The sequence below is a fragment of the Mangrovibacterium sp. genome (genome assembly GCF_041596335.1).
Lineage (GTDB): Bacteria > Bacteroidota > Bacteroidia > Bacteroidales > Prolixibacteraceae > Mangrovibacterium.
Window position 1 is genome coordinate 164,023 of the sequence record NZ_JBFHIT010000003.1, and the last position, 26,934, is coordinate 190,956.

The window sequence follows — 26,934 nt, forward strand, 5'->3', positions numbered from 1 at the left end:
TTTAATCGTCTTGAAAAGTGTTTGCCCAGTCTCCAAGAATTTTTTGAACAGCGTATTTTTTTGCTTGTTTTTTGCTCAACTGAAATGACCAGTTTACCCTGTTTTTAAGATTTGCACCAGTTCCGGTATTCATATATTCACCGTAATAAGTAGTTGAAAGATTGTCTTTGTTGCTCCACTCCTTCCACCCCTCGGGTACAATGTGATCCCCGAGTTCACAACGAATGAAAACTGTTTTGGCGTAAGGGCGCCACGGTCGCCCGAGATAAACTTCTGATACATTTTCGCTTGCATGCAGCCAGCATTTCAAAAACACAAAACCAAATTCCTTCCCTTTTGGAGTGCTGGCTGCTGTTGTAAATGAGTTAGCTTTACTGATGATGCTACATTCGTAGAAAACAACTGTTGCTGAACCAAAAATAAAGTCGGTAGTGCCTTCAATAGTACAATTCTGGAATAGTTGGTTGCTGTTCTCACCTGACAGATAGGCTGTGTCCTGATTTCCTGACAGTATACAATTTTTAAACACACACCGGTTTCCTTCAACATGCAATGCAACAGCCTGACCAACGGGCCCTGCAGTGTTTTTTATAGTAAGGTTTTTAGCAAAAAAATCATCAGCTTCAATTTTAAGGGTATAAGTAAAAAAAGTACTGTTCCTGCCTCGACCGATTTTATCGAAATAGTCATCCCAGATTACGATGGTTTTTTCAACGTTTTCACCAACTAGCGACAACAAAGTATTCCAGGATGGAACCAGTACCTTTTCCCTGTAAATGCCATTTTTTATGAAGATTGAAATTCGTTTGTCGGGAAAAGCCTTAGTGGCATCAATAGCATCCTGAATGTGTGTGAAATCCCCACTTCCATCTTGAGAAACAATCAGGTTATACTTCGTGTCATTCTCAGCTTTTCCTAATAGATTCGATAATAAAAAGAGAAAAAGTAAAGCTAACTTAGTCATTTGAACGTGAATTATTTTTTTTAAGAATTTACTTGGTTTTCTGAATTCCAACCAGCAACGATGTGCCTTTGAAACCTGCAACATTCAATCCACTATTTTCGTTTTTTAAAGTGCGATCCACTATAAGTGGCTGGTATGCGCCCAAAAAGTCTGGCTGTTATGATCCTCGCGGGGTGTACATAGATCACTTTCCCACCTCGTTCGCCAGCAACATATTTACCGTGTCCTTCAGCTCCGGGGAAGGGCACGGTAATTTTTCAGTGTAGAGCATATTTTTTTGACTGAATAAGCTGACACGAATACCAGTTGAACGAATAGTGAAACCAAAATCATGTTTAAGAATAGCTTCATTTTTTACTATTCAGCTGTTTTCTTTTCGATAATTCAGGTATAGTTTCAGTTATGGCTTCGATTGCCAGTTGCGCAACTATATTGGCTCCATCAAAAGATAAATGCGTGTCATCTTTTCGGCCTTCAGGGAAATGTTCATTTGGCTCAGTCCATAGATACACATTTTTTGATTCCGTGTCGCCCAGTCGATTTACGAAAGCTTCGGTCAAAGTCTGTAAGTCGATCAGCGGGACATTTAACTCGGCGGCAACTTTCCTGGTCGCTATGGGATAATCCCCATGAGTATCAGTTAGTTTTCCATCCTCTCCAAATTTTCTTCTAACGATTGATGTAAAAAGAACAGGATAGGCTCCCTTGTCCCTGGTTTCCTGAATGAATTTAATTAAGTTTTCAGAATATGTCTCAAAGGGTAACGTGTGTCGCGTTGTATCTTGAGCCTTTTGATCATTATGGCCAAATTGAATAAAGACAAAATCACCTTTTTGCAGACTATCCAATACATGCGTCCATCTGCCTTCATCGATAAAACTTTTGCTACTCCGACCATTCATCGCATGGTTTTTTATGGTCACGGTTTCATTAAAATAGTTTCCGGCCACCTGACACCACCCTGTTTCGGGATACACTTCAGCTTTTTTATTTGCCATGGTTGAATCGCCAATGGTGAATATAGTGATGTGTTTTTCACTTTTGCAAGTAACAAAAACAGCGAAGAACCACACGATTATGATAATAATTCGGTGCATCTTATAAGTAATTTGATTTAAAATTTCACTGAATCCTTTAAAACCTCATTTCCGATTCTGGTAAATCGCTCTAACTCATTGATCGGCGATAAAATGGATATATTCTCAGATTCAGCACCTTCAATTAAAATTGCTTCCGGTGAGTTAAAGTTGTAATCAATATCTTCAACTTCGACATTCTTGCAGTTGAATAACTTCAAAGCCCTATTATCGTCGGTTGTTAAACTAATATTGCTGATCTTTAATCCATTCACGTCAAAAGCAGTGAGGCCGCTTTTTGCTTCAAGAATCATGTTTTCCAACTCAACACTCTCAAGGTTCATCTCAGGCAAACCCTGCAGGAAAATAGCCTGTTGTGCACCTTTTAGGGTTATGCCAGATATTTTTATTTTTTTGAATTGAGGTGTTTTTTCATCAATCGGGAACAATTCGGTTGAACCTTTCATTTGTCCTTCTTCAAGCGCTTCAGAAACAGAAAGTCCGCCATAGTACATGTTGAACGAAATGCCAATTGTTGGTATGTCCATCATTTTAATATCGGAGACAAAGACATTTTCGACGACACCACCCCTGCCACGTGTACTTTTAAAACGTAAACCAACATCGGTTCCAATAAACGTACAATTGGAAACATGCATATTTTTAACACCACCTGACATCTCGCTACCAACAACTACACCTCCATGGCCGTGGTATACCACATTGTTTTTGATAATGATGTTTTCACAGGGGATGCCTCTGCGTCGGCCATCTTCATCTTTCCCCGATTTAACGCATATTGCATCATCGCCAACATCGAAATTGCAGTTTTCAACGAGGACATTTTTACATGACTCGATGTCAAGTCCATCACCATTTTGAGAGTACCAGGGATTGCGAACGGTGATGTTTTTGATGGTCAGGTGTTCAACCACTAGCGGATGTATACACCATGCGGGGGAATTTTGAAAACCCGGTCCGTCAAACAATACTCTTTTACTGTTTTGAATACTGACCATGACAGGACGCAAAAAATCACGGATGGCCTCAAAGTCTTCCTTTGTATTTAGATCATTTCTTACGTTCAAACTCCCTGTTCCAGCCATCCCTTTTCTATATTGTTCTGATGGGTACCATTCATCTCCGTTTTCACTAACAATCCCTCCTGAGGCGACCAATTTTTTCCATTGGCTAGCATTGAGCTTACTACGTTTAACAAATCGCCATGAATCTCCGGAGCCGTCCCAGATACCCATCCCAGTAAATGCGATGTTTTCAACATTTTTGCCATATATCGGCGAAATGCATCGCCAGGTATCCAAGCCTTCAAAACTAGTTTCGATAATCGGATACAGATCTTTGTCCGTGGAAAATACAATTAAAGCACCTGATTCAGCATGTAGTTCGAGGTTACTCTTTAGTATGATTGGTCCTGTTAGCCAAATTCCGGGTGGTATCACCACTTTACCTCCACCTTTGCTTGAAACAGCACTTATTGCATCGGCAAAGGCTTGTGTGTTCAAAATATGCCCCCCGCTTTTTGCTCCAAAGTCTTTGATGGATACAGTATAATCAGGAATTGCAGGTTCCTGAATATCCGGCATTTCAAATTCGAGTTTGTTTTCCGGGGCGTATTGAATAGGAACTTTTTTAGAACTTTGGTTAGCATATCCTGTTGATACAACAGAGGATAACACAAATATTTTAATGAATGATCTGACTTTCATATAATTATTATTTTAGGTTTTGAAATAGTCTTACATCTGTTGCCCAGTTTCCCAGAATATTTTCTACCGTGTAACTTTGAGCTTGTTCTTTGTTTAGTTGATATGACCAGGTTACTCGCTGGTTCTCTATTGCCCCTTCTCCATAATTATCAAACTCGGCAAAAAAGGCAGTCTTTTCTTTTTGAGGATCATTCCAATTATGCCAACCTTCCGGCTTTATGTGCTTGCCAAGTTGACATCTAATAAATACCGATTTACCGTAAGGTCTCCAAGGCCTGCCCAAGTAAAATGTATTTTCCGAGGCATTCCCTGTAATTTTGCAATTCAGGAAAACAAAACCATAGTCGGTATATTGCTCGGTTGAAGGAGCTGTTATATAACCATGCTCTTTACAATAAATAAGGCAATCATCAAAAACTACAGTTGACCAACCAAAAATGAAATCAACGGTTCCTTCGATGTAGCAGTTTCTGTAATATTGTCGACTTTTTTTCCCGGACGGGTAAAGTGTATCCTGGCAGCCAATGAAACGGCAATTGTTGAATGCAACACGATCGCCGTCAATACGAACAGCAACCGCTTGTCCAACCGGGCCTGCAGAATTTTCGAAAGTGATGTTTTCGGCTGTAAAGCTTTCTCCAAAAATAAAAAAGGACGATGAGCCGGTTGTGCCGATTTCTTCACCAAATCGGTTTTTCTTTGACGCAAAATCATCATAGGTCAATATCGTCCTGTCTCTTTCTTCGCCCAGAAAATAAACGTTGGTTTTACTGGATGCTAACACCAGTTTCTCTTTATAAATTCCTGCTTTGATATAGATAAGTGTCCTGTTTTTTCTGAAATCGGGGGTGGCATCGATTGCTTCCTGGACCGTTGTAAAATCACCGCTACCGTCTTGGGCTACCACAAAATCGAAGTCACTTGCGAAAGAAACCCCACCTACGATAAAAAAAAACAATATACAAAATGCTTGTTTCATCTTTCAATACTTTTTTGAGTTGCCAACTCCAACAGTCCTTCATAAACCAATTTTGAGACCACATCAGCACCTTCCGGCTGAAAATGGGTGTTGTCAGTTTCACCTTCCGGATAAGCCGGGTATTTTCCGGGGGAAAGGTTCATGAAATAATGATCTGATACATAGTCACGCCCTTTATCCGTAAAATAATCAATTGATCGTCGGTTTAAATCAATAAATAAAGTTTGAGTTTCTTCTGCAATTTCGATCACACACTCGGGGTAATTGCCATGTACATTTTTAAGCTCATGGTCTTCCCAAGGATAGTTGCGGGCAACAGGTGTAATCAGTATGGGGACGGCCTGCTTTTGCTTGGTTTGATGAATGAACAAGCGTAAAAACTCCTTGTATCCTTCTTCGTTTACATATCGTTCTGTTTTGTTTTCAGCAGCATCGTTATGTCCAAATTGCATCAAAACAAAATCGCCTTTCTGCAAGCCTTCATATACCTGACGCCATCGACCTTCTTGAAAAAAAGTACGCGTACTTCTCCCACCTCTGGCATGGTTTTCCACGATTATACTGTCCGCGTTAATTAGCGACTGAATCTTTTGCAAGGATTGACCTGACATGTATGGTTGGAACACTTGTCCCCATCCGGTAACCGGATACCGGTCGGTTTCGTAGTTGTCGTATTTTGTATAATCAGCCACAGTTGAATCACCAATCAGCCAGACTTTGGCGATATTCTTCGCTGTTTCCTGTTCTTGTTTTGAGCCTCCACATCCGGCAATTGAAAACATCATGAAAGCAAAAAGGTATTTTTTTATTTTGTTCATTCTTAAAAATTTCAGAAGTTGATTTGTAAAGCTCGAGGAACAACCATCTATTCGTTTAGGGGTGAGGCGGAAGCTTCCTTTAAAAGCTATTTCACCTCATTTGTTTTTTCGATCCTAAACCAATCAATATCTACCGTGCCCGAGTCGTTTGTTATTTCTTCGCCAAGAGCAAAATACCCTATTTTAGAGCCGATCCAGCGTCCTGGCTTTGCCTTCAAATCATCTCCAACTGGTTCGAAATGTTTACCATCTTCACTATAACTAAAGCTACAAATTGCACCTTTGTCAACCTGTATACGGAAAAAGACTTCATTTCCATTAAAAGTTTCCGAATGAAGCTCTTCTTCCTGACCACCGGTGCGGGCATTTTCACACTTAACGACTCTGATAATCAGCCTATCTTCTTTTTGCTTTAATGAAATGTATTGATAATCTTCACCCATCACCACAAAGCCGACTTCTTCATTTTCTGTTCGAGGAGTAAACCTCAGTTTTGTAGTGGCACTAAACTCTTCGGCCGGAAATTTTTGCATCAGAAGGTTGGGAACCATCCAAAGGCCATGATTAGTTGCTGGACGAACAACACAGTTCAATCTAAAAAAACCGAGATTGCCTGAAGGGAAACCATACGAGTAATGTGGATTGGCATGCCATTGCCACTGAAGCCCCATAGAACTTCCATTAAATTCATCGCTTACCGGAGGTGCAGCTATGGGGTATATTTTTCCTACATTTGGTTTTTTGCAAACAAGAACAGGCTGCCCAACTCCATCACGATCTTCATCAATTCCAATAACTGGCCAATCATCTGTCCATGTCATCGGATTCAGATGAACAATTCGACCATAAGCTTCCTTGTCCTGAAAATGGATAAACCAGTGTTCTCCGGTTTTTGTATCAACCCAAGCTCCCTGATGGGGCCCGTTGATATCCGTTTTGCCTTGTGTCATTACTGTCCTAACTTCGTAAGGGCCAAACACATTTTTTGAACGCAGCACAATTTGCCATCCGGTAGAGACACCACCTGCAGGGGCAAAAATGTAATAATACCCATTAGCTTTGTATAATTTCGGGCCTTCAACAGTTGGGTGTTCATCGTGGCCGTCAAAAACGATTACTTCGCTGCCAACAACGGATGCTCCATCGGTGGTCATTTCCTGCACCATGACAACACTTTTAACACGTGCTCGGCTGCCAGCAAAAGCAAATGTCAGATAAGCCCTGCCATCATCATCCCAAAGCGGAGATGGATCAATCAACCCTTTGCCACCTTTAACCAAAACCGGAGTAGACCAGGGGCCCTCAGGAATTGCGGCTTTGGTAAAGTAGATTCCAAAATCCGGATCCGGGTAGTAAATGTAAAACTCATCGTTATGGTAACGAATACTGGGAGCCCATACACCGTTTCCATGCTGAGGAATGTTAAAAACATCATCTGGAATCTGTTTCTCCAGCGCATAGCCAATGAGATTCCAGTTGACCAAATCTTTTGAATGAAGGATAGGTAGTCCTGGCACACAATTAAAAGAAGATGAAGTCATGTAGTAGTCCTCTCCAACACGCACAACGTCAGGATCGGAATAGTCAGCGTGAAGGATTGGATTTGTGTATGTTCCATCACCATTGTCAGCGGTCCAAGCATTTGAAACGTCGGTTTGACTATAAACAACAATTGATTGTAGTATTCCAGCCAAAATGATAAGGGTCGCTAGTGTTTTTTTCTTATTCATAGCTTTTTTGATTAACTAATGAGTTAATGTAAACCTCGATATTTGTGTAATTTCTATCTATGTTTTTTGCATTGTTATCTGCAGTCTGAAAATCTGAATTGTTTTGTTCTTCCCATTGGTCAGGCATTCCATCGTTATCGGAATCAGGAAGTGGAGTTTTGGATTTGAGCTCCGGCCAGCCACCGACATCATTTTGTGAGTCAATGATACCATTTCGACCACCACGATAACTTTTCCCAAATGTTTCTCTGCCGGATTTCAGTTCTGCAACAATGCGTTTGTCTACAGCATCGCGATATAAATTTGCTCCAACATACCGTACTATTTTGCGGTAAGCAGCTTCTGCTTTATCGGTTTTAATAGCAGTTTGAATGATTGGTTTGCTAAGTTTTGACCTGCTTTTAATATTTTCCGTAATTGCTTCTCCCTGCACCCCTTCTTCCCAATTATTATTGGAAACAGCAGGAAACCCTACAACAACATTACCGTCAATGTAAAACCAGCCTGCACCCAGAACATCCGGATTACGACTTTCATCGAAGAAACTCTGGGTGAGGTCTAAAATTCGGTTTCGAATACTTTTTTTTGTGGCCGGTCCGGCTTTGAAGTAATTGTTTACAATGTTGTAATGGCCTTCTTCTCCTCCATAAATACTGTTATCTCCCCAATTGTAAATTACGTTGTTCCGGATATCAGCTTTTTCTTTTTCAGGATTGTTGGTGTACCTCGAACCATGTAACCTCGGATTCCTGCTTGTGTGGTCGGTTATGAGATTGTGATGGAAACTTGCATTTAGTCCGCCCCAGATACCTCCATAACCATGTTCGCCTTTATGGTGAGTTGATTTGTAAAAACTTTCACTGATTATACACCATTGCATCGTAAAGTTTTCATTATCATAGAATGAAGCTACTTCGTCGTTTGACCAACTAAAACTACAATGGTCAATGATAACATTTTTAGTACGTATTCCAGTAATAGCATCTTGTTCATCTTTTACGGTGTCACCTGGTCGAATCCGTATGTATCTAATAATTATATTGTCTGCATCGATTCTGAGTCCATAATTTTTTAAGCAAATACCGTCTCCGGGAGCAGTTTGTCCGGCTATCGTCAGGGCGCCGTTTTTAATGTGTATTGGTTTTTGTAGCTCAATGGTTCCGGAAACACGAAAGATGATGGTTCTTGCACCTTCTGCTTCAATAGCTTTCCGGAAGCTGCCATAGCCATGATCGTTGAGGTTATCGACAAACAAAACTACACCACTACGACCGCCACTAGTGTATTTTCCACCTCCTTCAGCTCCTGGAAAAGCGATTATTTGTTGCGCCGAAGCCACACAAGAAAAAGAAATCAGTATTATAACGACAGCATACTTCATTTGATTTGAATTTGTATTATTGAATTCACCATATTATTTTTAATAGAAAAATGAGAAGGAGAACGATGTGCAGTATCAAGAGAGGAGATTGATGTTACCATAATCAATCTCGACTCTCTAAAGTTTTAGTAGACTCCTTTCATTAGCGATGATATTCTTTCAAGATTTAAAATTAAGGAACGATTAACGAATGTGACATACAGGCTTTCCCAAAATCAACTGCAAGTATTCCCCGATGAGGGGAAATATTCCCCAATAGCGGGATTTCTGTACACAAACACCCATGTAGGCAGCCTGTGCATAGAAGTTTGGTGTTTATAGCTTGGGATTTATAAATAAGCAAAAAAAATTATCTTTCTTGTTTTTTCGCAAGATAGTCGGTAGCACTCATGCCATATTCCCGTTTGAAACACTTTCGGAAATGTGATAAATCTTTAAACCCGACCTCGTAAGCAATTTCTGAAATATTCAATGTTTGCTGGTCTAGGAGTTGGATCGCCCTTTTTAAACGGATATGCCGGATAAATTCTTTAACAGTCATATCCGTAAGGGCATGAAGTTTCCGATAAAGCTGCATCCGACTGACCCCGACCTTTTGAGCGAAATTTTCTATATCCATTTCACTGTCAGAGATATTTGCCTCAACCACATCGACAACTCTTTTCAAAAATTTCTCGTCGGGAGACGCAATAACAACATTAGTTGGCTCCAGTACCATTGTTGATGTATATTTTTCTTTTAAGGAATCACGTATTGATATGGTATTTTCTACTTTTGCCTGTAATATCGATAGGTCAAAAGGTTTTGTGATGTAGTCATCGGCGCCTTTTGTTAAACCTCTTAATTCATGTTCTTTTGAGTGCATTGCAGTCAATAACAATACCGGGATATGAGAAGTACGTTCATCGTTTTTTAGTCGTTTACAGAATTCATAGCCGTCCATGCCCGGCATAATGACATCACTTATAATGATATCCGGTATGACTTCTAATGCTAATTTCCATCCTTCTTCTCCATTTGCAGCTTGGAATATTTTATAAATCCTGTTAAAATGCGAAAAGATAAACTGCCGGACATCGGCATTGTCGTCAACTATTAGCATTATCTTGGAATTGATGTCAGTATCTGAATCGGAAGATATCATTGGTTGCATAATCGGAGCGACTTTTAACGATTCATGGTCTTCAACAAAAGGTTCCGAATTATCATCCAGACCTCCGATATAAGGGATTCTGATTGTAAATTTTGTTCCCTTGCCTTCTTTGCTCGTAACAAAAATGTTTCCTTTATGAAGTTTTACAAGGTCTTTAACCAGTGCCAACCCAATCCCTGTCCCTGAACTTTTGTCTTTTTCTTCGGACTGGAAGAACCGTGAAAACACGCGATTAATATTTTCACTTGATATTCCTTTGCCTGTATCTTTAATCGTAATTTCAATAAATTGTCTTTCAGATGATTCGGCATTGAAATCTTCATCATTAGAATCGAAAACCAACGAAAGGTTAACAGCAATAATACCGTTAACCTCCGTAAATTTAAATGCGTTTGAAAGCAAATTGTTGAGTATCCTTTCAATTTTGTCAGGATCAAAGGAAACAAACAAACGTTTTTTTAGTGTATTGAATGAAAGTTTGATATCCTTTTCAATAGCATAATCATTAAAAGAACCAACAATATTGCGAATATAGGCTACTATATCTGCTTGTGTGAGATTGAGTGTCAGATTTCCCGTTTGTAGTTTTCTAAAATCGAGGAGTTGGCTGATTAATTTGTCCAAGTTTTGTGCATTCCTCTGAATCAACTTAAGATTAGCTTTTGTCTCGGAATCAGTCGATTCTGATTGAAGCAATTTATTAAGCGGCCCTAAAATAAGCGTGAGAGGAGTGCGAAGATCATGTGAGACATTTGTGAAAAATTTGAGCTTCATCATATCGACCTCATGCAGTTTTCTCGCATTAGCTCGTTCGATTACCAGTTGACTTTTAATTTTTTCACGATTAACAAAAAACTTTATGATTGCGTAAATCAAGAACATTACAACCAAAATGAGGGCAACAGAGAACCAAGTGGTTTTCCAAAAAGGTGGCAAGATTGTTATTGCAAGCTCAAGCTGGTTATCGTCTTGTTGACTACCGTCAACGATCCTCTTTACCAGAAGTGTATAATTTCCGGGATCTAGGTTTGTGTAGGTTAAAGTTCGGCTTCTGCTCGGTTCAGTCCAGTCATTATTAAAACCTACCAATTTGTACGAATAGAGATTATTCTCGCTATTTACATAATTTAGGGCTGCAAATTCAAGGGTGAAAACATTTTGTAAATAGTCAAATATTAGATGATCTGTTTCAGAGATACTTTTTTTAAGGATGGCTTTCTTACCATCTCCAATGGGTACCGATTTATTAAAAACCTTTAAGTCTGTAAACACTAGGGGCACATTAATATCAATTTCTCCAATTTCATCGGGATTGAACGAGATAAAACCTGAGAATGTGCCAAAAAGCAATTCGCCGGAATCGGCTTTTAAGGCTGCTCCATAACAAAACTGATTGTTGCTAAGTCCATCTCTACTTGTGAAATTTTGAAATAAACCACGTGTTGGATTAAACTTTGAAAGCCCGTTTGAAGTGCTTATCCAAAGGTTTTTCGCATTATCTTCCAAGATACATAGCGCCTGATTATTAGCCAGCCCATGTTTTTCATTGTAATATTTCAGCGCTCCTTTCTCTTCCGAATACTGTGCAATACCTTTGTCGTTTGTCGCAATCCATATTCTGTTCTCTGAATCTACAAACATTGATCTGCTATGTTCAAACCAACGATTTACGACTTTGTCGTCAAGATTATACTTAATTACTTCATCATTGCTTCCCATCCACAAATTCCCTTTTGAATCGGGCTCAATCCAGAGAATTTGTTCATCTCCATTTAGTTGAGGGTAATGAATAAAGGATGAAGTTGTTTCATCAAACCGGTCAATTCCTTTTGAAGTGGCTACCCAAATATGATTGTCGCGATCCATACAAATATCCCAAACACGATTGTCTGATAACCAATTTGTATGACCCGCTTCTTTTTTGGAACGATAATTTTTAACTTCTCTTGTTTTTACATTAATCACGTCAACTCCGCCGAGAAACGTTCCAATCCATAAATTGCCTTTGCCATCATCAAGCAATGATTTGATACAGTTTTGCGATATAGATTTTCCTGGAATACCATTGGCCATCAGATATTCGTAATCTCTTGTTTTCGGATTGTAAATATTGATCCCCCCATCTTCAGTACCGATCCATATTCCTCCAACACTATCTTCCCAAAAAGCATAGATGGTACTGCTGTTTAGGTATCTTTTGTTTCCGGGAAGTGCAGGGTGATTTTGAAAAAACTGCTTGTTTTTAGCCAGGAGGTTTAACCCTTCACGAGTACCAATCCATGTTTCCCCTTTCTTATCGTGAAAAATACTCAAGACTGAATTGTTTGACAAGCTGCTAATATCTTGTATGTTGTGGCGATAGAACCCTGTGACACCATTCGTCTTGGAAAATTTAAACAACCCACCTCTTGTGCCAATCCAATACTCTCCCAGAACACCTTTTGAAATGGCACGAACAGTTTCAGTTCTTGGCAACGAAGGTTCTAATTCAATTTTTTCAAATGCTTTGGTTTCTGGATTAACAATATACAGTCCGGCAGAATATGTTCCAATCCAAATAAACCCTTCATCGTCGAGATAGAATTCCCAAATCTCTTTATTTTGATTTTGTGAAAATGGAAGTTCAAATCGTTCAAGTGTATTGCTGGCAGTGTCATAAATAAATACGCCATTATTAGTTCCAATCCAAAGGCGACCGAATGTGTCAAATTCCAGATTTCTCACTAATTTCCCCTGAAACTCGTTTGCACTTTCATTTGAAATTGGTTTAATGATACTGAGCTGTCTTGCCGTATCCAGTATAAGGATGTTGAAATCAGTAGCCAACCAGAAGTTGCCATTGATGTCTTCTGCAATATCATTCACAGATATTTCTCTATTACTAAATTCTTTGATACGATCAAATGGTTGGGTAAAAGTTTCTTTAGACCTGTCGAAAATATTTAACCCTCCATTTTCGGTGCCAATAAAAAGGTTTCCTTCTTTGTCCTCTTTAATTACACGGACAAGAGTGCCCCTCAGGCTGGTTGAGTCATCAGGCGAGGAGAAAAAATTAGTAAAAGAGTATCCGTCAAACCTGCTAAGACCTTGGTTAGTCCCTATCCATATCCATCCTTTTCGATCTTGGAAAATGCATTGTATCTGGTTGTTGGGAAGACCATCCTCCTGAGAATAATGATCAAAACTTAACTTGGATTGTGCGTAAAGAGTATTCGATTTTATCGTTAAAAGCAACAAGCACACAATAATAAAGCTGAATGAAAAAATAAATTCCCTCACACCTGACACCTTCCCAATATTTAAACGGAGTGGGTTTATTCTGCCTAATAATGTTTTGAAATTGTTTTTCAATGGTTTTAGATTTAGATGTTTAAATTAGAACAATTACCATAGAATTCGGAATGAGAGAAGTGTTAATTTTGAGATAAATTTTATTATTTCGAAAGTATTTCCTCCAATCATAGCCTTTTAGCTCTGGGAACTATTGTCAATCCCAATTCTCCTCGTGTCATTTCCGACTCTGTGTCCTCCGCAGCTTAATCAGTTTTTTGTTTGAGGGTAGTAGCTGACACTAATCTTCCCATTCTACTTTCAAGTCCTTGATCAGCGTAGCGCCGCTGCCGACCGTTCCGGTATGCTGAAAGCTAATCCCGCCAAACTGATTTGATTGAATTTCAGCCTCTAAGTTTACTTCCCGTTTCAACTTCGAATCATGGTGTTTGGTAACGTAGTCGTACAGATTTTTGGCATGAGCAGTCAGTTTGTTGCCTTTTATTTCCAACGAAATTAGACAATTCGGACGATAGCAGGATGCCGCAACCGGTTCACTGATTGGTGTTGCTACCCCGGCTTCATATTTCATTAAAATGAAGTCGATGGCGTCGCTGTACTTGGTTGTCCGGATCAGGCGCAAGGCATAACCGGTCATCTGTTCGACAGCCATTTTGATACCGATGTCCATGTACTGTGCTCGGGCGCTGGAAAAACCTTGTCCAGCTGTTTTAGCGGGTACAGCAGTGAAGCTTATTCTCATATCGCCAAACGCGTTTCCAAGCGGTTGGTAACGCATCCGGGCCCCTTTGGTATTTTGTACGAACCCCGAATCCTGAGCCGCGCCATCGATGCCAGCTCCGTAATGCCAGGGGGCGCGACTGTTGTCGGCTTCCCAGTGCCACTGGTGCGTGTCGGCAGGAGCGTAGCTGTCGAGTACCCAGAATCCCGGAAGTACCTTTGGCTGGTAAGCTGCCGACATATTTTCTAGCTTCGGCACTAGTAGCTTCGGGTTTTGTTTCACATCGGTTGCTGTAACTTCTTTTGTGTAGATTATTGTTTCCGGTTCGCCCGGCAGGCAACGAAGGTGTTTGGGCGACACGCATGCCATAATATACCAGCCAATATCTCCGGCAGAGAGTTCATAGCTTTTCATCGGCTCGTTGAAACGCGAAACGGAAATCTGAACAGGATTGGAACCTTTGGCATCGCTGCATCGGTACCAACTGACCAGCGATTCATCTTCGTACTTCATATCGAGCTTGTACCCGACAACAAACTTCCCCGTTCCGTTATTGCAGATCGTTGGTTTTTGCACGAATGCGGGTGGTTGCAATAAAGAAGGGGTAACCGACAAAACGGACGCCGCCGCCAGTCCTGAATGGGTTGACGCGTTGATCGTAACGTCAATCGTTTCATCATTTTTGTTGGTCGGGATAACCAAACAAGTGCCATCATTTTGAGATTCAAGTTTCACTAACCCATCGTATTTAGGAGAAAGCGACCAGTTGATCTTTTCACCTTCCAGTTCATAGTTCCCGAATCGATTGACGATGGTGGTCAGTAGCAAACTGTCTTTTCCGGTTTCAAGTGTTTTGCGAGTCGGTTCAATCAGTAATTGGATTGGCACAAAGCTGTGATTTTTACCTGTTGCTTTTTCAGCATCCAGTACAATTTCCTGGATCCCCATCGGATCCCAGTTGTCGTTGCCTCGAAGAAGGTTGAAGGTATTGTAGACAACTTCATTTTTAAAGGTGAAGCGATACGCATTGAGAACAGGTTTCCCATTCATGTCGACTGTGGCGTAAGCGTGTTTCGGACTAATAAAAACCGAATCGGCATTAAGAGAAACATGGTATTGAAAGTTTTTGGTCTCCTTGGAAGGTTCAACCTGCCAGCCAATGTAGTTGCTGGTTTTCGACGAAAAGCGAGTATCGGTAACGGCTACTTGGCCTCCGCTTTTTGTAAAATACTGCTCGCCTCTCGTTAGCACGCGAATGTCGCAGTTAAGAAAAACGGCTCCGGTGCCGGAAGTTCCCCAGAATGGTTTTCCACTGAAAAAATCAAAAGTGCAGTTTAGATAAACGGCGGAACCATTCAAGGCATCATCGGTCATTTCGAAATGGCAACGATCAAAAAGGGTACGTTTGCTCCCCCAGAAAGGACCGGTATTCAGTCGGCTGATGAAGTTGCAATTGCGAGCCAGAACTTTGTCGCCATTGGAAAAAATCAGTTGCGCCTGCACGATGGCCGACCCCCGTTTTTCACGGTTCAGTTTCGGGTTGAGTGGGTATTTCAGGTCGATGTTACAGTAGTTTCCGAAGGTGATATTTTCGGCAGAAAGCCCGTCTCCTTTAATATTTAACATGGTGAAATTTCCTTTTGCCCCCATTGTTTGTCCGCGATTGGCGGCAAGAATTACATGATATGGATTGTCCGATAGACCGTAAAATTTCAGCCATTCACAGTCGATTTCCATTCCGAAAGGAGTGGAGTTTCCTTCTTTGGGCACCCGGACTTCAGGGTCGTCCGGGGCGTCAATCCAATACACCCAGGGAGCCAGGTAGAGGGTCATTGGCTCAGTTTCAGTGCCGTTGCTCAATTGGGCAACGGCGCTCTGCAAGCTGTTGAACACGTAGGGATATTTGGCCGCTTCTTCGTTGGTTAACGAGCCATCAACATAGAACGCCTTTGGCCCGATAAGTTTTATTTTACTTTTAAATGTGAAAAAATCTCCACCAGAAGAATCGATTTGATTATAAAAGTTGCCGGTTTTTTGTCCGGAAGCGTTTGAAATTAAACAAATGATTCCGACCCAGGTGAGTAGTAATTTTAATTGTTTCATTTTTCAGCATGGGTTTTGTTACTTTTTAGATATTCCAGTAGGATGTGCATGTTTCGGACAAAGGTGCCGGTCGATAGATATTCCTGCTCGCTCGGGTCGGGGTAAGGCGAGGTATCCGTTTCGTCGCCAACAATCGACGATGAGTGTTCCATGGTTGTTTCTTGCCTTACACCATCGCCAATATAAGGGTGGCTGGTCATCGCATGTTTGGTGAGCCAGCGATGTTGCCCATCTAGAGCGTCAATGATTTTGCGGACCTGTTCGGCATCAGGATTAAGGTTAAATTTAACCCGGTTCAGGTCGTAGTATAACTGCGGCGACCCTTCATGTTCAAATTTTCCCGGAATTAAAGGAGAATCCTTCGTTGCTTCCTCAACCGGAATGGAGCTCATGCGCATATATTCGTCTTTTAATTCCTGAAGTTGAATGCGACACTTCCCACCGTAATGCGACAGCAGGTTCGAATCATCCCCGTCAATATAATAATATCCGTATTTAACGTTCGATCCTTTTCGGTGAACGTAGATGGGCTTATGGGTCGTGGGATCGATAAACATCGGGTAGTTTCGACCACCGTTAGCTTTTTCCGGTGGAAGTTGGGTCGATTCGAGCCATTTGATGGCTGACGGAACACTGGCCAGATAGCGGCTGTCGCCTGTTAGTTGATAGAATTTGAGCAGAAGCAAGGCATTTTCGCAGGTGGTGCTTGGCAAGAAGGCGGCTGGTTCGTAGGTGCGGGCTCTGGCGGTTTTCATGTCGAGGGTGAGTTGTTGAGCCCAGGCGCCGCAACCGTCCTGCGAGAGCAGGTAGAAATCCATCCCTCGGCGGATAGGGTCGAGGAAACGTTCTTCACCCAACACTTCGTAGCATTGAATCAGAAAGTGGACGTTTTCCCAAGTCACATCGTCGTTGAAGGTGTAAAACGAGGTATAATCGGGATGGCCCTCCTTGTTGAAATCGTATTGGAGCGGGTAACGTTGGGGCCATCCGCCTTCGGCATATTGGCTGTTGAGTATAAAATTGATGGCTTTGTCGAGCGCGGGTTTGTATTTCGGGTCGAGTTTTTCGAGGTACATGCGCAACAGGAAGCGGGCTGCATCGGAGGTAATATCGTCGTCGAAGGTGCTGTTTCCGTAGTAATGTTGAAATTCTTCGAGCCGCCAGCCGTTTTTCCCAATGGTCGCGTACCAGTGTTTCAGGGAGCGGTCACCGGCAAAATCGACCATGTAGTTCCAGCCTCCCTCGTAACTTTGCCCCCAAATAATAGCGGAAGCGGCTTTTTCAGCGGCCAGGTAGTAATATTCGTCATCGGTACCGTTGTATGTGTCCAGAAACAGGTGTCCCATGCTAATGGTGCCAGGATGTTGCAGCCAAATCATGGTGGGGTAGGCTTCCATTTCGCCCCAGCGGCGCGAGAAGTCGGGCAGATAATACCACACATATCCGCCGTTGGTGCTAACTTCCTCTACCATGTATTGGGTGGCTTTCAACATGGTTTCAGTTATTTGATCACGAGTGGGTTTTTGTGCTTCAACTTTTCCGATAGTTAAAAAAGCTGCAAATAGAATGAATAGTTTGGTCCGTTTCATTGGTTTGTTCTGTATTTAGCCCTTGAGCTTTGATGGTTAGAAGGTCATAAATTCATTTGGTCTAATCGCTTTCGGTGAAATTCTGATTCTAAAGATAGCTCCCTTAAACCACGAACGTTTGTCGAGCCGGGCGCCGATGGATGTTTTTCCGCTTACGATGGGCAGGAAGGGAAACTCTTCGTACAATTCCTGTTTTCCGTTCACAAAAGTGGTGAGGCTCCCCGGAGTGACAACGAATGCCACATGGTTCCACTGGCCGAGGGGGTGCAGTTTGTTCTCGTCAATCAGGGCTTTTTTGTTGCTTCCCGAGGCGGCATAGCCATCGAAATACCAGTTTCCGGCAACGGCACGAAGCTCCAGCAGCATGCGGTCGCCGCGGTCTTCACCGATGTGCAGCATGCGTTGTTCGAATGGGGCCTCAGAGGAATCCGGGCAGAAGATCATTTCAACAGAGAATTCGGTCAAATCTTTCAGCGGCAATTCGTCAAGCCACAAGCCATCATTTATTCCATCGAACCAAACGGCTTCGCCATAAGGGGAGTCGACAAGTATTGGTGATCCGTTGATTTCGAAGTAAGAGGTGGATTGAAGTGTTTTTGCAGGATACCAATCGGTTGACTGACATTTGGCCATGAAGTTGAAAAGAGTCAACATCATGAGAGTTGTTGTAGTTTTCATTGGTGTTTTTTTTTGCTTTTCGGAAAGACAAGGTCTTAAAAACATTGAGCTTAAAGCAAAGATAATCCGCCAATTACTTGACGGATTATCCTTAAAAATAATTTATAATAGAACAGGTGAAAATTGACTATTACAGGTTAGGTAATCCGTAGCCATTGGTTACATTACCTTTCGATTGGTCAATCAAGGTAAGTGGCATTGGGTGGAAGTAGCGAGGTGCGCTGCTTTCACGGCCGACAACACCATCCAGGATCGCAGCATCCAACATCGCTTTGGAATTTGGATCATTCCAGGTTCTGATACCCCAATTCACTCTTGTATATCCGTCAGCCACCAAGTCTGCTGCTTCAGTTCCGTCGGGATCAATGTATTCATACAAGCCTTTTATAGCCAGGTTTTTGGCTGGATAGGCCTCGTATGCTTCAACGCCCCATTCATAAATACCGCGCCACCCCGGGTAGAGAGCAGGATTGCTTTCGTCGGGACTTTGGGTCACTACTGCCGTATTATTGGCGTTAAGCGAAACATATTTCGTCCACACGTAGTTGGAGATGGTTCTGCCGCTCGGGAATGTGTAGAACCCGTTCGTTTCAAGGCCGGCAATCATTGCAGCCATTTCCTGACGAACAGCAATTGCTCTTTCGTTGAATTTTCCTGAACGAATCATATCCCAGCGAACATCCCCTTCTCCTAATAATTCCAATTTACGCTCATTATAAATAGCATCCAGCAACGCCTCGCCGGTTAGTCCGGAAATGTTGTGGCTGGTATTACCAAAAGCTCTTTCCCGAATTTGGTTTACCAGGGCAATCGCGCCGGCGTTATCGCTTCCGGAGATTGCTTTTGCTTCAGCAAGCATCAGCATCACATCAGCCATCCTTGATAACACGTAGTTTATGTCTGTTGCACGGTTGGATACATTCCCATAATAGGGCTCATCGCCTCTGTTTTTGTCCCATTTATTAATGGCTGGTCCGCCACCGCCGATACGGGTACCTACGCCGAGCGGAACCAAAGCTTCCCTTCCGGTTGCGGCATCACTTCCGGTTACAACCATACTTGCGTCGCGGCGTTTGTCCTCTTCCTCGTAAGCATTATACAGGAAGGAAGGAATAATACGGATGGCGGCGAAGGTGTTCAGGTAAGGCAAATTATTGTGTCTGGCACCGGCACGTCCCTGGCTGTATCCCATTTCGGCGTTCCCGGTACCATTAACAGTGGCCACTTCAAAGATCGATTCGGGACTGATACGTCTGGAGTTGATTTCCTGCCAAACCAACTGGAAAGGGTTGTTGGCAGCCCGGCTGTCGGTAGTAACTAAGCGTGCCGACCCACGGTGAGTATTCATTGCAGCGGTCAGGTATTGTTCAGCCATTGTGATATAACTCAGATAATCTGAACGACGCGCGTAAACGCATGAACCGTCATCAGAACCTTTTGTCTCAAACTGAACATTGCCATACAAGCCATCCATATCGGTGCGGATGGTTTGCCATCCACCGGCGTGAAGGGCGATCTCGCCGATCAACGCATTGGCATAGGTGCGGCTAAGGCGTTCAGCCGTGATACCACCTTCTCCTAACACATACATTTGGCTTTCCACGGCTTGGAGTTCGCTAATTATAGTATCCATAATCGCGAAGCGCGAAGTCAATTCATACTCATCCACAATTTTGTTATCGTAGCCAAAGGGGACATCACCGAAGTGGCGCACCAGTTCCCAGGCACAATGTGCCCAAAGAGTCTTTGCCTCTCCGTATGCCTGTGTCCAAGGGGTAGGCGTACCACCGGCAAGATCGGTTTGGTATTCATCCTGTCCTTCAATAAGGGCAGCAATGCGGGCGGTACGTGCCACAACAATATTCAAACTGTTGTAAAGGCCCGAAGCCGAGTTAACAGTTGTTGCAGCGGGTTGCAGGCGGGCAATCACGTTGTTTGCCGTAGGAAATTCGCTCATATATTCAGCATCCGATCCCAGGGGATCTTGCCAGTTGTAGTTTCCGCCGTGTACCGCATTTTGGCGGTATTCAGCATAAGCCCACGATAGAGTTTTGAAGGCTTCAGCAGGGCTTGACATCACAAAGGCATCGTCGGATTGGCCCGCATTCGATACATCCAAATAGTCGCTACTGCACCCGGTAAACATGAACGGTAACAGTGCCACACATATATATATTACTAATTTTTTCATCATTGTTATTCCTTTAATGTTTATTATCCATTTACGCGATTAAAAAGTAACATTTAACCCCAGCACGAACTGGCGGGCACGAGGATAGGTTCCCCAGTCAAGCCCGGGAGTCGGATAACGGGCGTTGTTCAGGTTCGCGTTTGCATTCACCTCAGGATCAAGTCCCGAATAACCGGAGATGGTGAATACATTATAGATAGAGCCGTATACACGGAGGTTATTTGCTCCGATTTTACTTTGCAACTGTTTTGGCAGGGTGTAGCCTAAGGTCAGCGTATTTAGTCGAAGGTATGAACCATCTTCAATACCGACGTTGGATACATAGCCTTGTTGCAGATAGGTTGAGGGCAAGCTTGCATTTGTGTTGGCTGCATTCAATTGTTCGGGCGTGGTAAGTTCTACAAGATTCCCGTTCTGAATATCAAAAAGTGTATAGGAGTCATTCACGATGTTGAGCTTATTCCCATACAGACCGCCACCTTTGTTGCCGTTATAAAGCGATGCTAATTTATTGGCATTGTAGACGTCGTTGCCAACACTCCAGTTAAAGTTCATGCTAAGGTCGAATTGTTTATAGCTGGCGTTGATGTTGAACCCACCGGTATGTTTCGGGGTCATGTTGCCGATTTCGACATAGTCTTTCACATCGATTACGCCATCTTCGAAAGCATCGACAAATTTAGGCAACCCCGGATAGGCCTGTTGTCCTGCGGGAACCAGACCTCCCTGGTAGGCAACAAAAGCACTCGCAAGATCAGCAACACCCTCTTTTAATGTGTACATACCTGTTGAAGCTTCGTAATTGAAATCGTCGGGTGTATAAAACCCTTTACCATCCATTTTATATCCCATTACGATACCAACGGGTTTGCCTTCCTGCAGAATATAGTCAGAATTCGGAATTCCCGACTGCAGGAATTGTGTTCCGTAAGCGCTTTGAACTCCTTCAGCAAGTTTGTCGATATTATTTTTGTTAAAGTTGATGTTCGCACCCCCCGAAATATTCCAGTCCTGGTTTTTAAAGATCACGCCGTTAAGGGAGATTTCAATACCCTTATTGCTGGTTTGCCCAATGTTGGCATAGCTGGTTGTAAATCCGGTGATAGACGGAATGTCTTTCAGCATCAGCAGGTCTTTTGTGGTATTTTTGTAGACTTCAATAGATCCCCACAAACGATTGGCATAGAGTGTAAAGTCAAGACCAATGTTACGCGTAATCGTGGTTTCCCATTTTAAATCGCGGTTTGCAAGCTGGTCGGAAGCCAGATCGTAGGCTGGCTGATGATCGTCGCCTAAGCCCTGTTGCCAGCGTGGTTCGGTTTCTGCTTCCCACAATTGTGCCCACTGGTCGGGACCGACTGCATCATTTCCAACTTCTCCGACAGATATGCGAAGTTTCAGATCGTCGAGCCAGTCTCTGGTATTGTCCATGAACGATTCCTGTGAAACACGCCAGGCAACAGAACCAGCGGGGAAGTATCCCCAGCGATGCTCGGGAGAGAAGTTAGAGGATCCGTCAGCACGGAAGGTCGCGGTGACCATGTATTTGTCGCGGAGCGAGTAGTTTGCCCGACCGAAATAAGAGTTAATACGGCTTGGAGTAGAAACTCCTGAAGAAATCACGAGGTCTGATCCATATTGCGAGATACTGGCAAAAGCATTATCCTTCGTAAAATTGTTCGGAAACCTGCGGCCGGAGATACGCATATTTTCGCCGCCCGAGTCGGTTAATTCCTGACCGATCAATGCATTGATCCGGTGAATCTCATTCAGTGTTATTTCATAACCCAGGGTGTTTGTCCACCGCAGGCTCCAGCTGTTCTGTTTCCGGTAGTCAGCATCGCCTGCGTAGGCAAATGTTCCGTCGTTGTTCAGGTAGTTATCCTCGTTAGCGCTGGCAGGTGTCGGACCTCTCCAGTTTTTAGTTGTTGTATAATCCCGCGTCAAGGTCAATTCCGTGGAAGCGGTCAATCCTTCAATAATGGTCCATTTCAAACCGGCGGTACCACGAAAATTTTGCCTCAATGTCAGGTTCTCGCGGTCTTTGATCACATTTACAGGACTGTACAGGTCTTCCATTACAAAATTTTCCTCGCCCAACGAAGAATTATCAAAAATAGCCAGATCACCTTTTATATCTTCCATAGCGATCGGACGGAAACGGTAGGACCCGGAGAGAGCAGAACCGTAACCGTTGGTTGTACCTTCATTTCCCAGGGTTTCCCGATCTGTATACCGTACATCTAAGTTGAAGTTGAGTTTTTCACTTATTTTTTGATCTATTTTAAACGATGCTGTCGCTCTTTTGGCATAGGAGTTCAGCTTCATGCCATCTTCGTCCAGGTAGCTAAAGTTGAAAATAACTTTAGTCTTTTCTGTTCCACCTGTAACTGTCAGGTCGTGGTTGTGTGAGAATGAACTGTTATACACGTCCTTTTGCAGGTTGTACCCCGACACATTCCTGTAGGCATCAATTCCGGCAGAGTTACTGCCCGAATGAGCTCCAATTCCCCATAATTGTTGAAACGGAGTTGTATAAGTTTCACCGAAATAGACATCGAGAAGTCCCCATTTCTGTTCCAGGTAATCGTACGGAGAAAGAGCGTCAAGATAGCCGGTGGGAGTATTGAATTTGGCATACCCGCCGTAGGTTACGGTAACATCTCCTGTTTTTCCCCTTTTGGTTGTAATGAGGATAACACCATTCGCACCGCGCGCACCGAAAATAGCTGTTGAGGAGGCATCTTTCAGTACGTCGACACTCTCCACCATGTCAGCAGGAATATCACTAATGTTGCCTGGAATTCCATCGATTAAAACAAGAGGATCATTGCTTTGAGAAATGGAACCTCCACCACGTACGCGAATTGATACTTCTGCATCGGGACGTCCGTCCTGAGAAATTACATTCACTCCGGGAAGTCGTCCCTGAATGGCCTGTGCCACATTGTTAACAGGTACGGCAGCGAGTTGTTCGCCGGATACTGAAGCAACTGAGCCGGTGACATCCCGCTTTCTCATTGTACCGTAACCAATGGCAACCACTTCTTGCAAACCAATTGTTTCTTCTTCAAGTACAACGTTGATTTGAGTTTTACCGGCAACTGCAACTTCCTGTAATTTCATCCCTACAAAAGATATTTGCAGAACACCATTAGCGGGTACATCAGAGACGGAATATTTACCGTCAAAATCTGTTATTGTACCATTGGTAGTTCCTTTTACAACAACGGTTGCTCCGGGAATCGGCTCGCCTCCGATACCGGTAACCGTACCTGTAATGGTCAGGTTCTGCTGGGCAGAAGTTAATGTGGATTCCTTAGCGTCTTTACCTTTTAAAATGATTTGACGATCAGAAATCTCATAGGTGATTCCGGCTTGCCTGGAAACTTGCTCCAGTATTGCTGCAAGCGGAGCATCCTTTACATCGATTGACACTCTTTGTCCGGCAAGGATCGCATCCTGATACAAAAAGAAGAAATCAGTTTGATCTTCTATCTGTTGGATAACTTCCTGAACAGGTACATCTTTGAGTTTCAGATTTAGCATTGAATTCTGGGAATATGAATTTCCCCAGCTGGTTATAAATACCAGAAATGAAAAGAGAAAAGTAAGTTTCATTTTTCTTAGAATTAGCCGGTAGTCCTTTCTGACGAAAGGATCACCCATTCGTGATTTTTTCATAAGTTTGTTACGTTTAATTATTAGTACAAAGTAATTCGACTTGTATAAGCTGGTAGGTGTTGCCGCACTTACCGGCTTTTTAATTTAAGAGATATTCGTGTTCATTAATTTTTTTGATTTTAAATGTTGAGGTTGTCGCTAAAACTTTCAGCATTTCGTCGATATCTGCCTTGAGTTTTAGTTTGCCAGTAATTTTCTTATTTGCTGTTTCCGGATTTTCGAAAAATATATTTACGTCGTAGTAGCGTTCAAGTTTTGTCGTGATTTTATGGAGTTCAGCGCTTTCGAAGTTGATGTAACCCAAATGCCAGGAAGTGTAATTCTCTGTATTGACTTGTTTTAAATCCATTTTTTTTGTGCTTTTGTTAAAACAGATCATGTCGTTAGGCGTCATGTCGGTGGTTACATGGATTAGTGCAAATTCATTTTTATTAATGTTTACCTTGCCTTCAGCCAAAACCACTTCTATTTTACTTTCAGTCGGATAAGCTGATACATTAAACGCTGTTCCTAATGCAGTTACATTAATGTCAGTGGTTTTAACGATAAAAGGTTTATGCGGGTTTCGTGCTACATCAAAGTAACCCTCACCAACTAAGAAAACCTCTCGCGTTTCGTCTTCAAAAACAGGAGGGAATATCAAACGGGAACCAGCATTTAAATAGGCTTTGGTGCCATCAGTTAGGGTGATTGATGAATTTTTGCCGTAAGGAACGATCAACTGGTTCATTGGGTTGTTGCCGGATATGTTCTGAGAAATGGTATCGTTTTGATCAATAATAATCGTCCCCTTTTCATTATACCGAATTTGGGAAAATTTTTCGCTAATGATGATATTTTTGCCGTCGGCTAAGACAAGTCGTGATTCTTCTCCGTTGTAATAAGAGATGTTAGCATACTGGCGGCTCATCTCATCAATTGCGGAACTGTATCTTTCCTTCATGATGAATAATCCGGTAAGAAAAAATAAAACGGCAATTGCAGCGTATTTGAATGTTGAGAGAGTAAATTGGCGGATTCTACGGATTTGTTGTTTCTTGCGAATTTTGAGAATTATCGATGGAAGTGCAGAATCAATTTTCGGACCTAAAATTTCTTTTTTGGGCTTTAATCGGAGCAGGATTGTTTTCGCTTCCCTGATAATTCCAATTTCTTCCGGGTTGTCTTTTTGAAATTCATTCCAAAAAATTGTGTTTTGTCCATTAGGTTTGTATACCCAACGTACAAAATCAGGATTTTCAAGATATCTCAAAATTTTGTCCATAGTTTCGTGTTCGTTACCGGTAATATGGTCGGGTAAGGTCTAAAACATGGACAGTTTTTTTTATATTTTTTTAAGGAATATTGATAGTAGAGTTTTAATGGGGTGGTTATCAAATGATTCTCGAAGAGCTTTTATCGCGCGATAAATTTGTTTTCGGGCCGACTCGACACTGATTTGAAGTATTTTTGCTATTTCAGGATAATCTAATTCTTCTTCAAATTTCAGGTATATAATTTCTTTTTGCTTTTTGGAAAGTTTCTCAATAGCCTCCGCTAACCGTTGATTTGTTTCGATTTCAATTTCAGAATTAATTATCGTTTGCTGTGCATCATAGTCAATGTTGAAATCTAAATCTCGAAAATTTTCAATACCGAGTGAATAAATTTTTCTGCTTCTATTTAACTTTTTTAAGAGGTTGTGTTTCAGTGCAACAAACAAGTACGCTTTTATACTCTTGATTTTTACGGCTAATTTTTGTCTTTTCAGGAAGAGGTCGATAAATACCTCTTGCACAGCATCGTCCAATAATTGCTCATCAACCTTAAACTTTCTGCCAAAATTGAAAAGAGGCTCCGAATACAAATGATAAATTTTGGCAAATGCATCTTCGTCACCATTTAAAAAGGCTTGCCATGTAAAGTCATTTGTATTTTCTGCGCCAATGGACATATCGTTATTGGTTTACTTTTGTGTAAATATAGCATTAGTGAGTTTTTAAACGAAAAAAAATCACTGTTGCCGGGTAAACCGGAATGTTTTTAGTATCTCACATTTGATTGGCAGACAATCAGTGTTTGCTATTTACGTTTTCAAGAGTAAGGCCGCTACAGTCGGCAAAATTACGAGTTTTGATAGCTCTTTGGCTACATATTCTCAGAACTGTAATAGTGAATTAACCAGTGTTTACAGGTGGCTAAAATAGTAATTCGTCTAATTTTGTTGGGATTTAAAGTAAGTATTTTGGGTTGAAAACACCCTTTCCCGATAGCATTCGGTTGCCTTTTCCTAGGTCAAATTGTTCGATTTCAAGAAGTTGAAACCAATAATGGTCGGCTTTTCGGCCATATATAGAATTAAAAATCTTACTTCCACCAAATTGAATTTGGCCAACAAGGCTGCAATAAGTAAGGCTTTCATTTCACCAAACGTCAAATAGTTGGTAGTATTTTACCAAATCCATTTTTTGTTGAGCCCAACATAAACATTGCATGATAGCTCGTTCGGGTGTGGATACGTTTATCTTGACTTGATTCTGTTCCAATTACGAATACCTAAATCCCATGTTAAAAAGGAGCTTAAGATTGCCACAACGATCGGATGAATTGGAATGACAACATCTTCGTTCTTTTTTGTTCCTTTTTTGGGTTTTATCCGGATGAATTTTTCTTTTATGTTCACCTCACTCAACCGGTTAAAATCACTAATGCGCAGCGCGGTAAAAGCTCTGATCAAAAATTTGTTCTTAGCGATCTTCATTGCTCTTACTGCTCTCATGCGAAGCTCAACAACAGGGGTTTTGATGACTTCTGAAATATTGTCAACAGTGGGCTCCCATTGATGGATTCTTGTTAATTCGTCAACCGTA

Annotated in this window: 17 protein-coding genes; all 17 read right to left on the minus strand. The window is 42.0% G+C overall.

Features of this window, described 5'->3' with window-relative positions; translation table 11 throughout:
* Nucleotide 1 precedes the first annotated feature (1 nt).
* On the minus strand, nt 2–964 hold the full coding sequence (locus ABZD21_RS02540) for a pectinesterase family protein (RefSeq protein WP_372772670.1): 963 nt from the start codon (nt 962–964) through the stop codon (nt 2–4).
* A gap of 347 nt (nt 965–1,311) precedes the next feature.
* Nucleotides 1,312–2,061: a rhamnogalacturonan acetylesterase gene (locus tag ABZD21_RS02545; RefSeq protein ID WP_372772672.1), complete on the minus strand. Its 750-nt coding sequence runs from the start codon at nt 2,059–2,061 to the stop codon at nt 1,312–1,314.
* Between the two features lie 17 nt (nt 2,062–2,078).
* The gene (locus ABZD21_RS02550) at nt 2,079–3,767 is read right to left on the minus strand and encodes a glycoside hydrolase family 28 protein (RefSeq protein WP_372772674.1); all 1,689 of its coding nucleotides are present in this window, start codon (nt 3,765–3,767) and stop codon (nt 2,079–2,081) included.
* A 7-nt stretch (nt 3,768–3,774) separates the two neighbouring features.
* Entirely contained in the window at nt 3,775–4,746 is a 972-nt protein-coding gene (locus ABZD21_RS02555) for a pectinesterase family protein (RefSeq protein WP_372772675.1), read from the minus strand.
* Nucleotides 4,743–5,564 (minus strand): rhamnogalacturonan acetylesterase, encoded by an 822-nt coding sequence (locus tag ABZD21_RS02560; protein ID WP_372772676.1) that lies wholly within the window; start codon nt 5,562–5,564, stop codon nt 4,743–4,745. Before ABZD21_RS02560 ends, ABZD21_RS02555 begins: the two co-directional genes overlap by 4 nt.
* Nucleotides 5,565–5,650: 86 nt before the next feature.
* On the minus strand, nt 5,651–7,294 hold the full coding sequence (locus tag ABZD21_RS02565) for a glycoside hydrolase 43 family protein (protein WP_372772678.1): 1,644 nt from the start codon (nt 7,292–7,294) through the stop codon (nt 5,651–5,653).
* Nucleotides 7,287–8,675 (minus strand): polysaccharide lyase family 1 protein, encoded by a 1,389-nt coding sequence (locus ABZD21_RS02570; protein ID WP_372772680.1) that lies wholly within the window; start codon nt 8,673–8,675, stop codon nt 7,287–7,289. The genes ABZD21_RS02565 and ABZD21_RS02570 overlap by 8 nt, the downstream gene beginning before the upstream one ends.
* 349 nt (nt 8,676–9,024) lie before the next feature.
* The gene (locus ABZD21_RS02575; protein ID WP_372772681.1) at nt 9,025–13,179 is read right to left on the minus strand and encodes a two-component regulator propeller domain-containing protein; all 4,155 of its coding nucleotides are present in this window, start codon (nt 13,177–13,179) and stop codon (nt 9,025–9,027) included.
* A gap of 220 nt (nt 13,180–13,399) precedes the next feature.
* Entirely contained in the window at nt 13,400–15,943 is a 2,544-nt protein-coding gene (locus ABZD21_RS02580; RefSeq protein ID WP_372772683.1) for a hypothetical protein, read from the minus strand.
* Nucleotides 15,940–17,532, minus strand: coding sequence for a pectate lyase (locus ABZD21_RS02585; RefSeq protein WP_372772684.1), 1,593 nt, complete (start codon nt 17,530–17,532; stop codon nt 15,940–15,942). The genes ABZD21_RS02580 and ABZD21_RS02585 overlap by 4 nt, the downstream gene beginning before the upstream one ends.
* Nucleotides 17,533–17,568: 36 nt before the next feature.
* Nucleotides 17,569–18,210, minus strand: a complete 642-nt coding sequence (locus ABZD21_RS02590) for a LamG-like jellyroll fold domain-containing protein (protein WP_372772685.1) — start codon at nt 18,208–18,210, stop codon at nt 17,569–17,571.
* A 130-nt stretch (nt 18,211–18,340) separates the two neighbouring features.
* Complete coding sequence (locus ABZD21_RS02595; RefSeq protein WP_372772687.1) at nt 18,341–20,404, minus strand: RagB/SusD family nutrient uptake outer membrane protein; 2,064 nt, start codon at nt 20,402–20,404, stop codon at nt 18,341–18,343.
* A 36-nt stretch (nt 20,405–20,440) separates the two neighbouring features.
* Entirely contained in the window at nt 20,441–24,085 is a 3,645-nt protein-coding gene (locus ABZD21_RS02600) for a TonB-dependent receptor (protein WP_372772689.1), read from the minus strand.
* A 79-nt stretch (nt 24,086–24,164) separates the two neighbouring features.
* Nucleotides 24,165–25,349, minus strand: coding sequence for a FecR family protein (locus ABZD21_RS02605; protein ID WP_372772690.1), 1,185 nt, complete (start codon nt 25,347–25,349; stop codon nt 24,165–24,167).
* Nucleotides 25,350–25,409: 60 nt separating this feature from the next.
* Nucleotides 25,410–26,018 (minus strand): RNA polymerase sigma factor, encoded by a 609-nt coding sequence (locus ABZD21_RS02610; protein WP_372772692.1) that lies wholly within the window; start codon nt 26,016–26,018, stop codon nt 25,410–25,412.
* Between the two features lie 277 nt (nt 26,019–26,295).
* A complete protein-coding gene (locus ABZD21_RS02615) occupies nt 26,296–26,451 on the minus strand; it encodes a type IV toxin-antitoxin system AbiEi family antitoxin domain-containing protein (RefSeq protein ID WP_372772696.1) in 156 nt (51 codons plus the stop codon).
* A 134-nt stretch (nt 26,452–26,585) separates the two neighbouring features.
* Nucleotides 26,586–26,934, minus strand: a 349-nt coding sequence (locus ABZD21_RS02620; protein ID WP_372772693.1) for a hypothetical protein, incomplete at its 5' end; no start/stop codon positions are given.

Coding starts and splice junctions, on each gene's coding strand:
- ABZD21_RS02595 (WP_372772687.1), bottom strand. CDS start 20,404: ATGATGAAAAAATTAGTAATATATATATGTGTGGCACTGTTACCGTTC.
- ABZD21_RS02560 (WP_372772676.1), bottom strand. CDS start 5,564: ATGAACAAAATAAAAAAATACCTTTTTGCTTTCATGATGTTTTCAATT.
- ABZD21_RS02610 (WP_372772692.1), bottom strand. CDS start 26,018: ATGTCCATTGGCGCAGAAAATACAAATGACTTTACATGGCAAGCCTTT.
- ABZD21_RS02590 (WP_372772685.1), bottom strand. CDS start 18,210: ATGAAAACTACAACAACTCTCATGATGTTGACTCTTTTCAACTTCATG.
- ABZD21_RS02550 (WP_372772674.1), bottom strand. CDS start 3,767: ATGAAAGTCAGATCATTCATTAAAATATTTGTGTTATCCTCTGTTGTA.
- ABZD21_RS02540 (WP_372772670.1), bottom strand. CDS start 964: ATGACTAAGTTAGCTTTACTTTTTCTCTTTTTATTATCGAATCTATTA.
- ABZD21_RS02605 (WP_372772690.1), bottom strand. CDS start 25,349: ATGGACAAAATTTTGAGATATCTTGAAAATCCTGATTTTGTACGTTGG.
- ABZD21_RS02565 (WP_372772678.1), bottom strand. CDS start 7,294: ATGAATAAGAAAAAAACACTAGCGACCCTTATCATTTTGGCTGGAATA.
- ABZD21_RS02570 (WP_372772680.1), bottom strand. CDS start 8,675: ATGAAGTATGCTGTCGTTATAATACTGATTTCTTTTTCTTGTGTGGCT.
- ABZD21_RS02545 (WP_372772672.1), bottom strand. CDS start 2,061: ATGCACCGAATTATTATCATAATCGTGTGGTTCTTCGCTGTTTTTGTT.
- ABZD21_RS02585 (WP_372772684.1), bottom strand. CDS start 17,532: ATGAAACGGACCAAACTATTCATTCTATTTGCAGCTTTTTTAACTATC.
- ABZD21_RS02600 (WP_372772689.1), bottom strand. CDS start 24,085: ATGAAAAAATCACGAATGGGTGATCCTTTCGTCAGAAAGGACTACCGG.
- ABZD21_RS02580 (WP_372772683.1), bottom strand. CDS start 15,943: ATGAAACAATTAAAATTACTACTCACCTGGGTCGGAATCATTTGTTTA.
- ABZD21_RS02555 (WP_372772675.1), bottom strand. CDS start 4,746: ATGAAACAAGCATTTTGTATATTGTTTTTTTTTATCGTAGGTGGGGTT.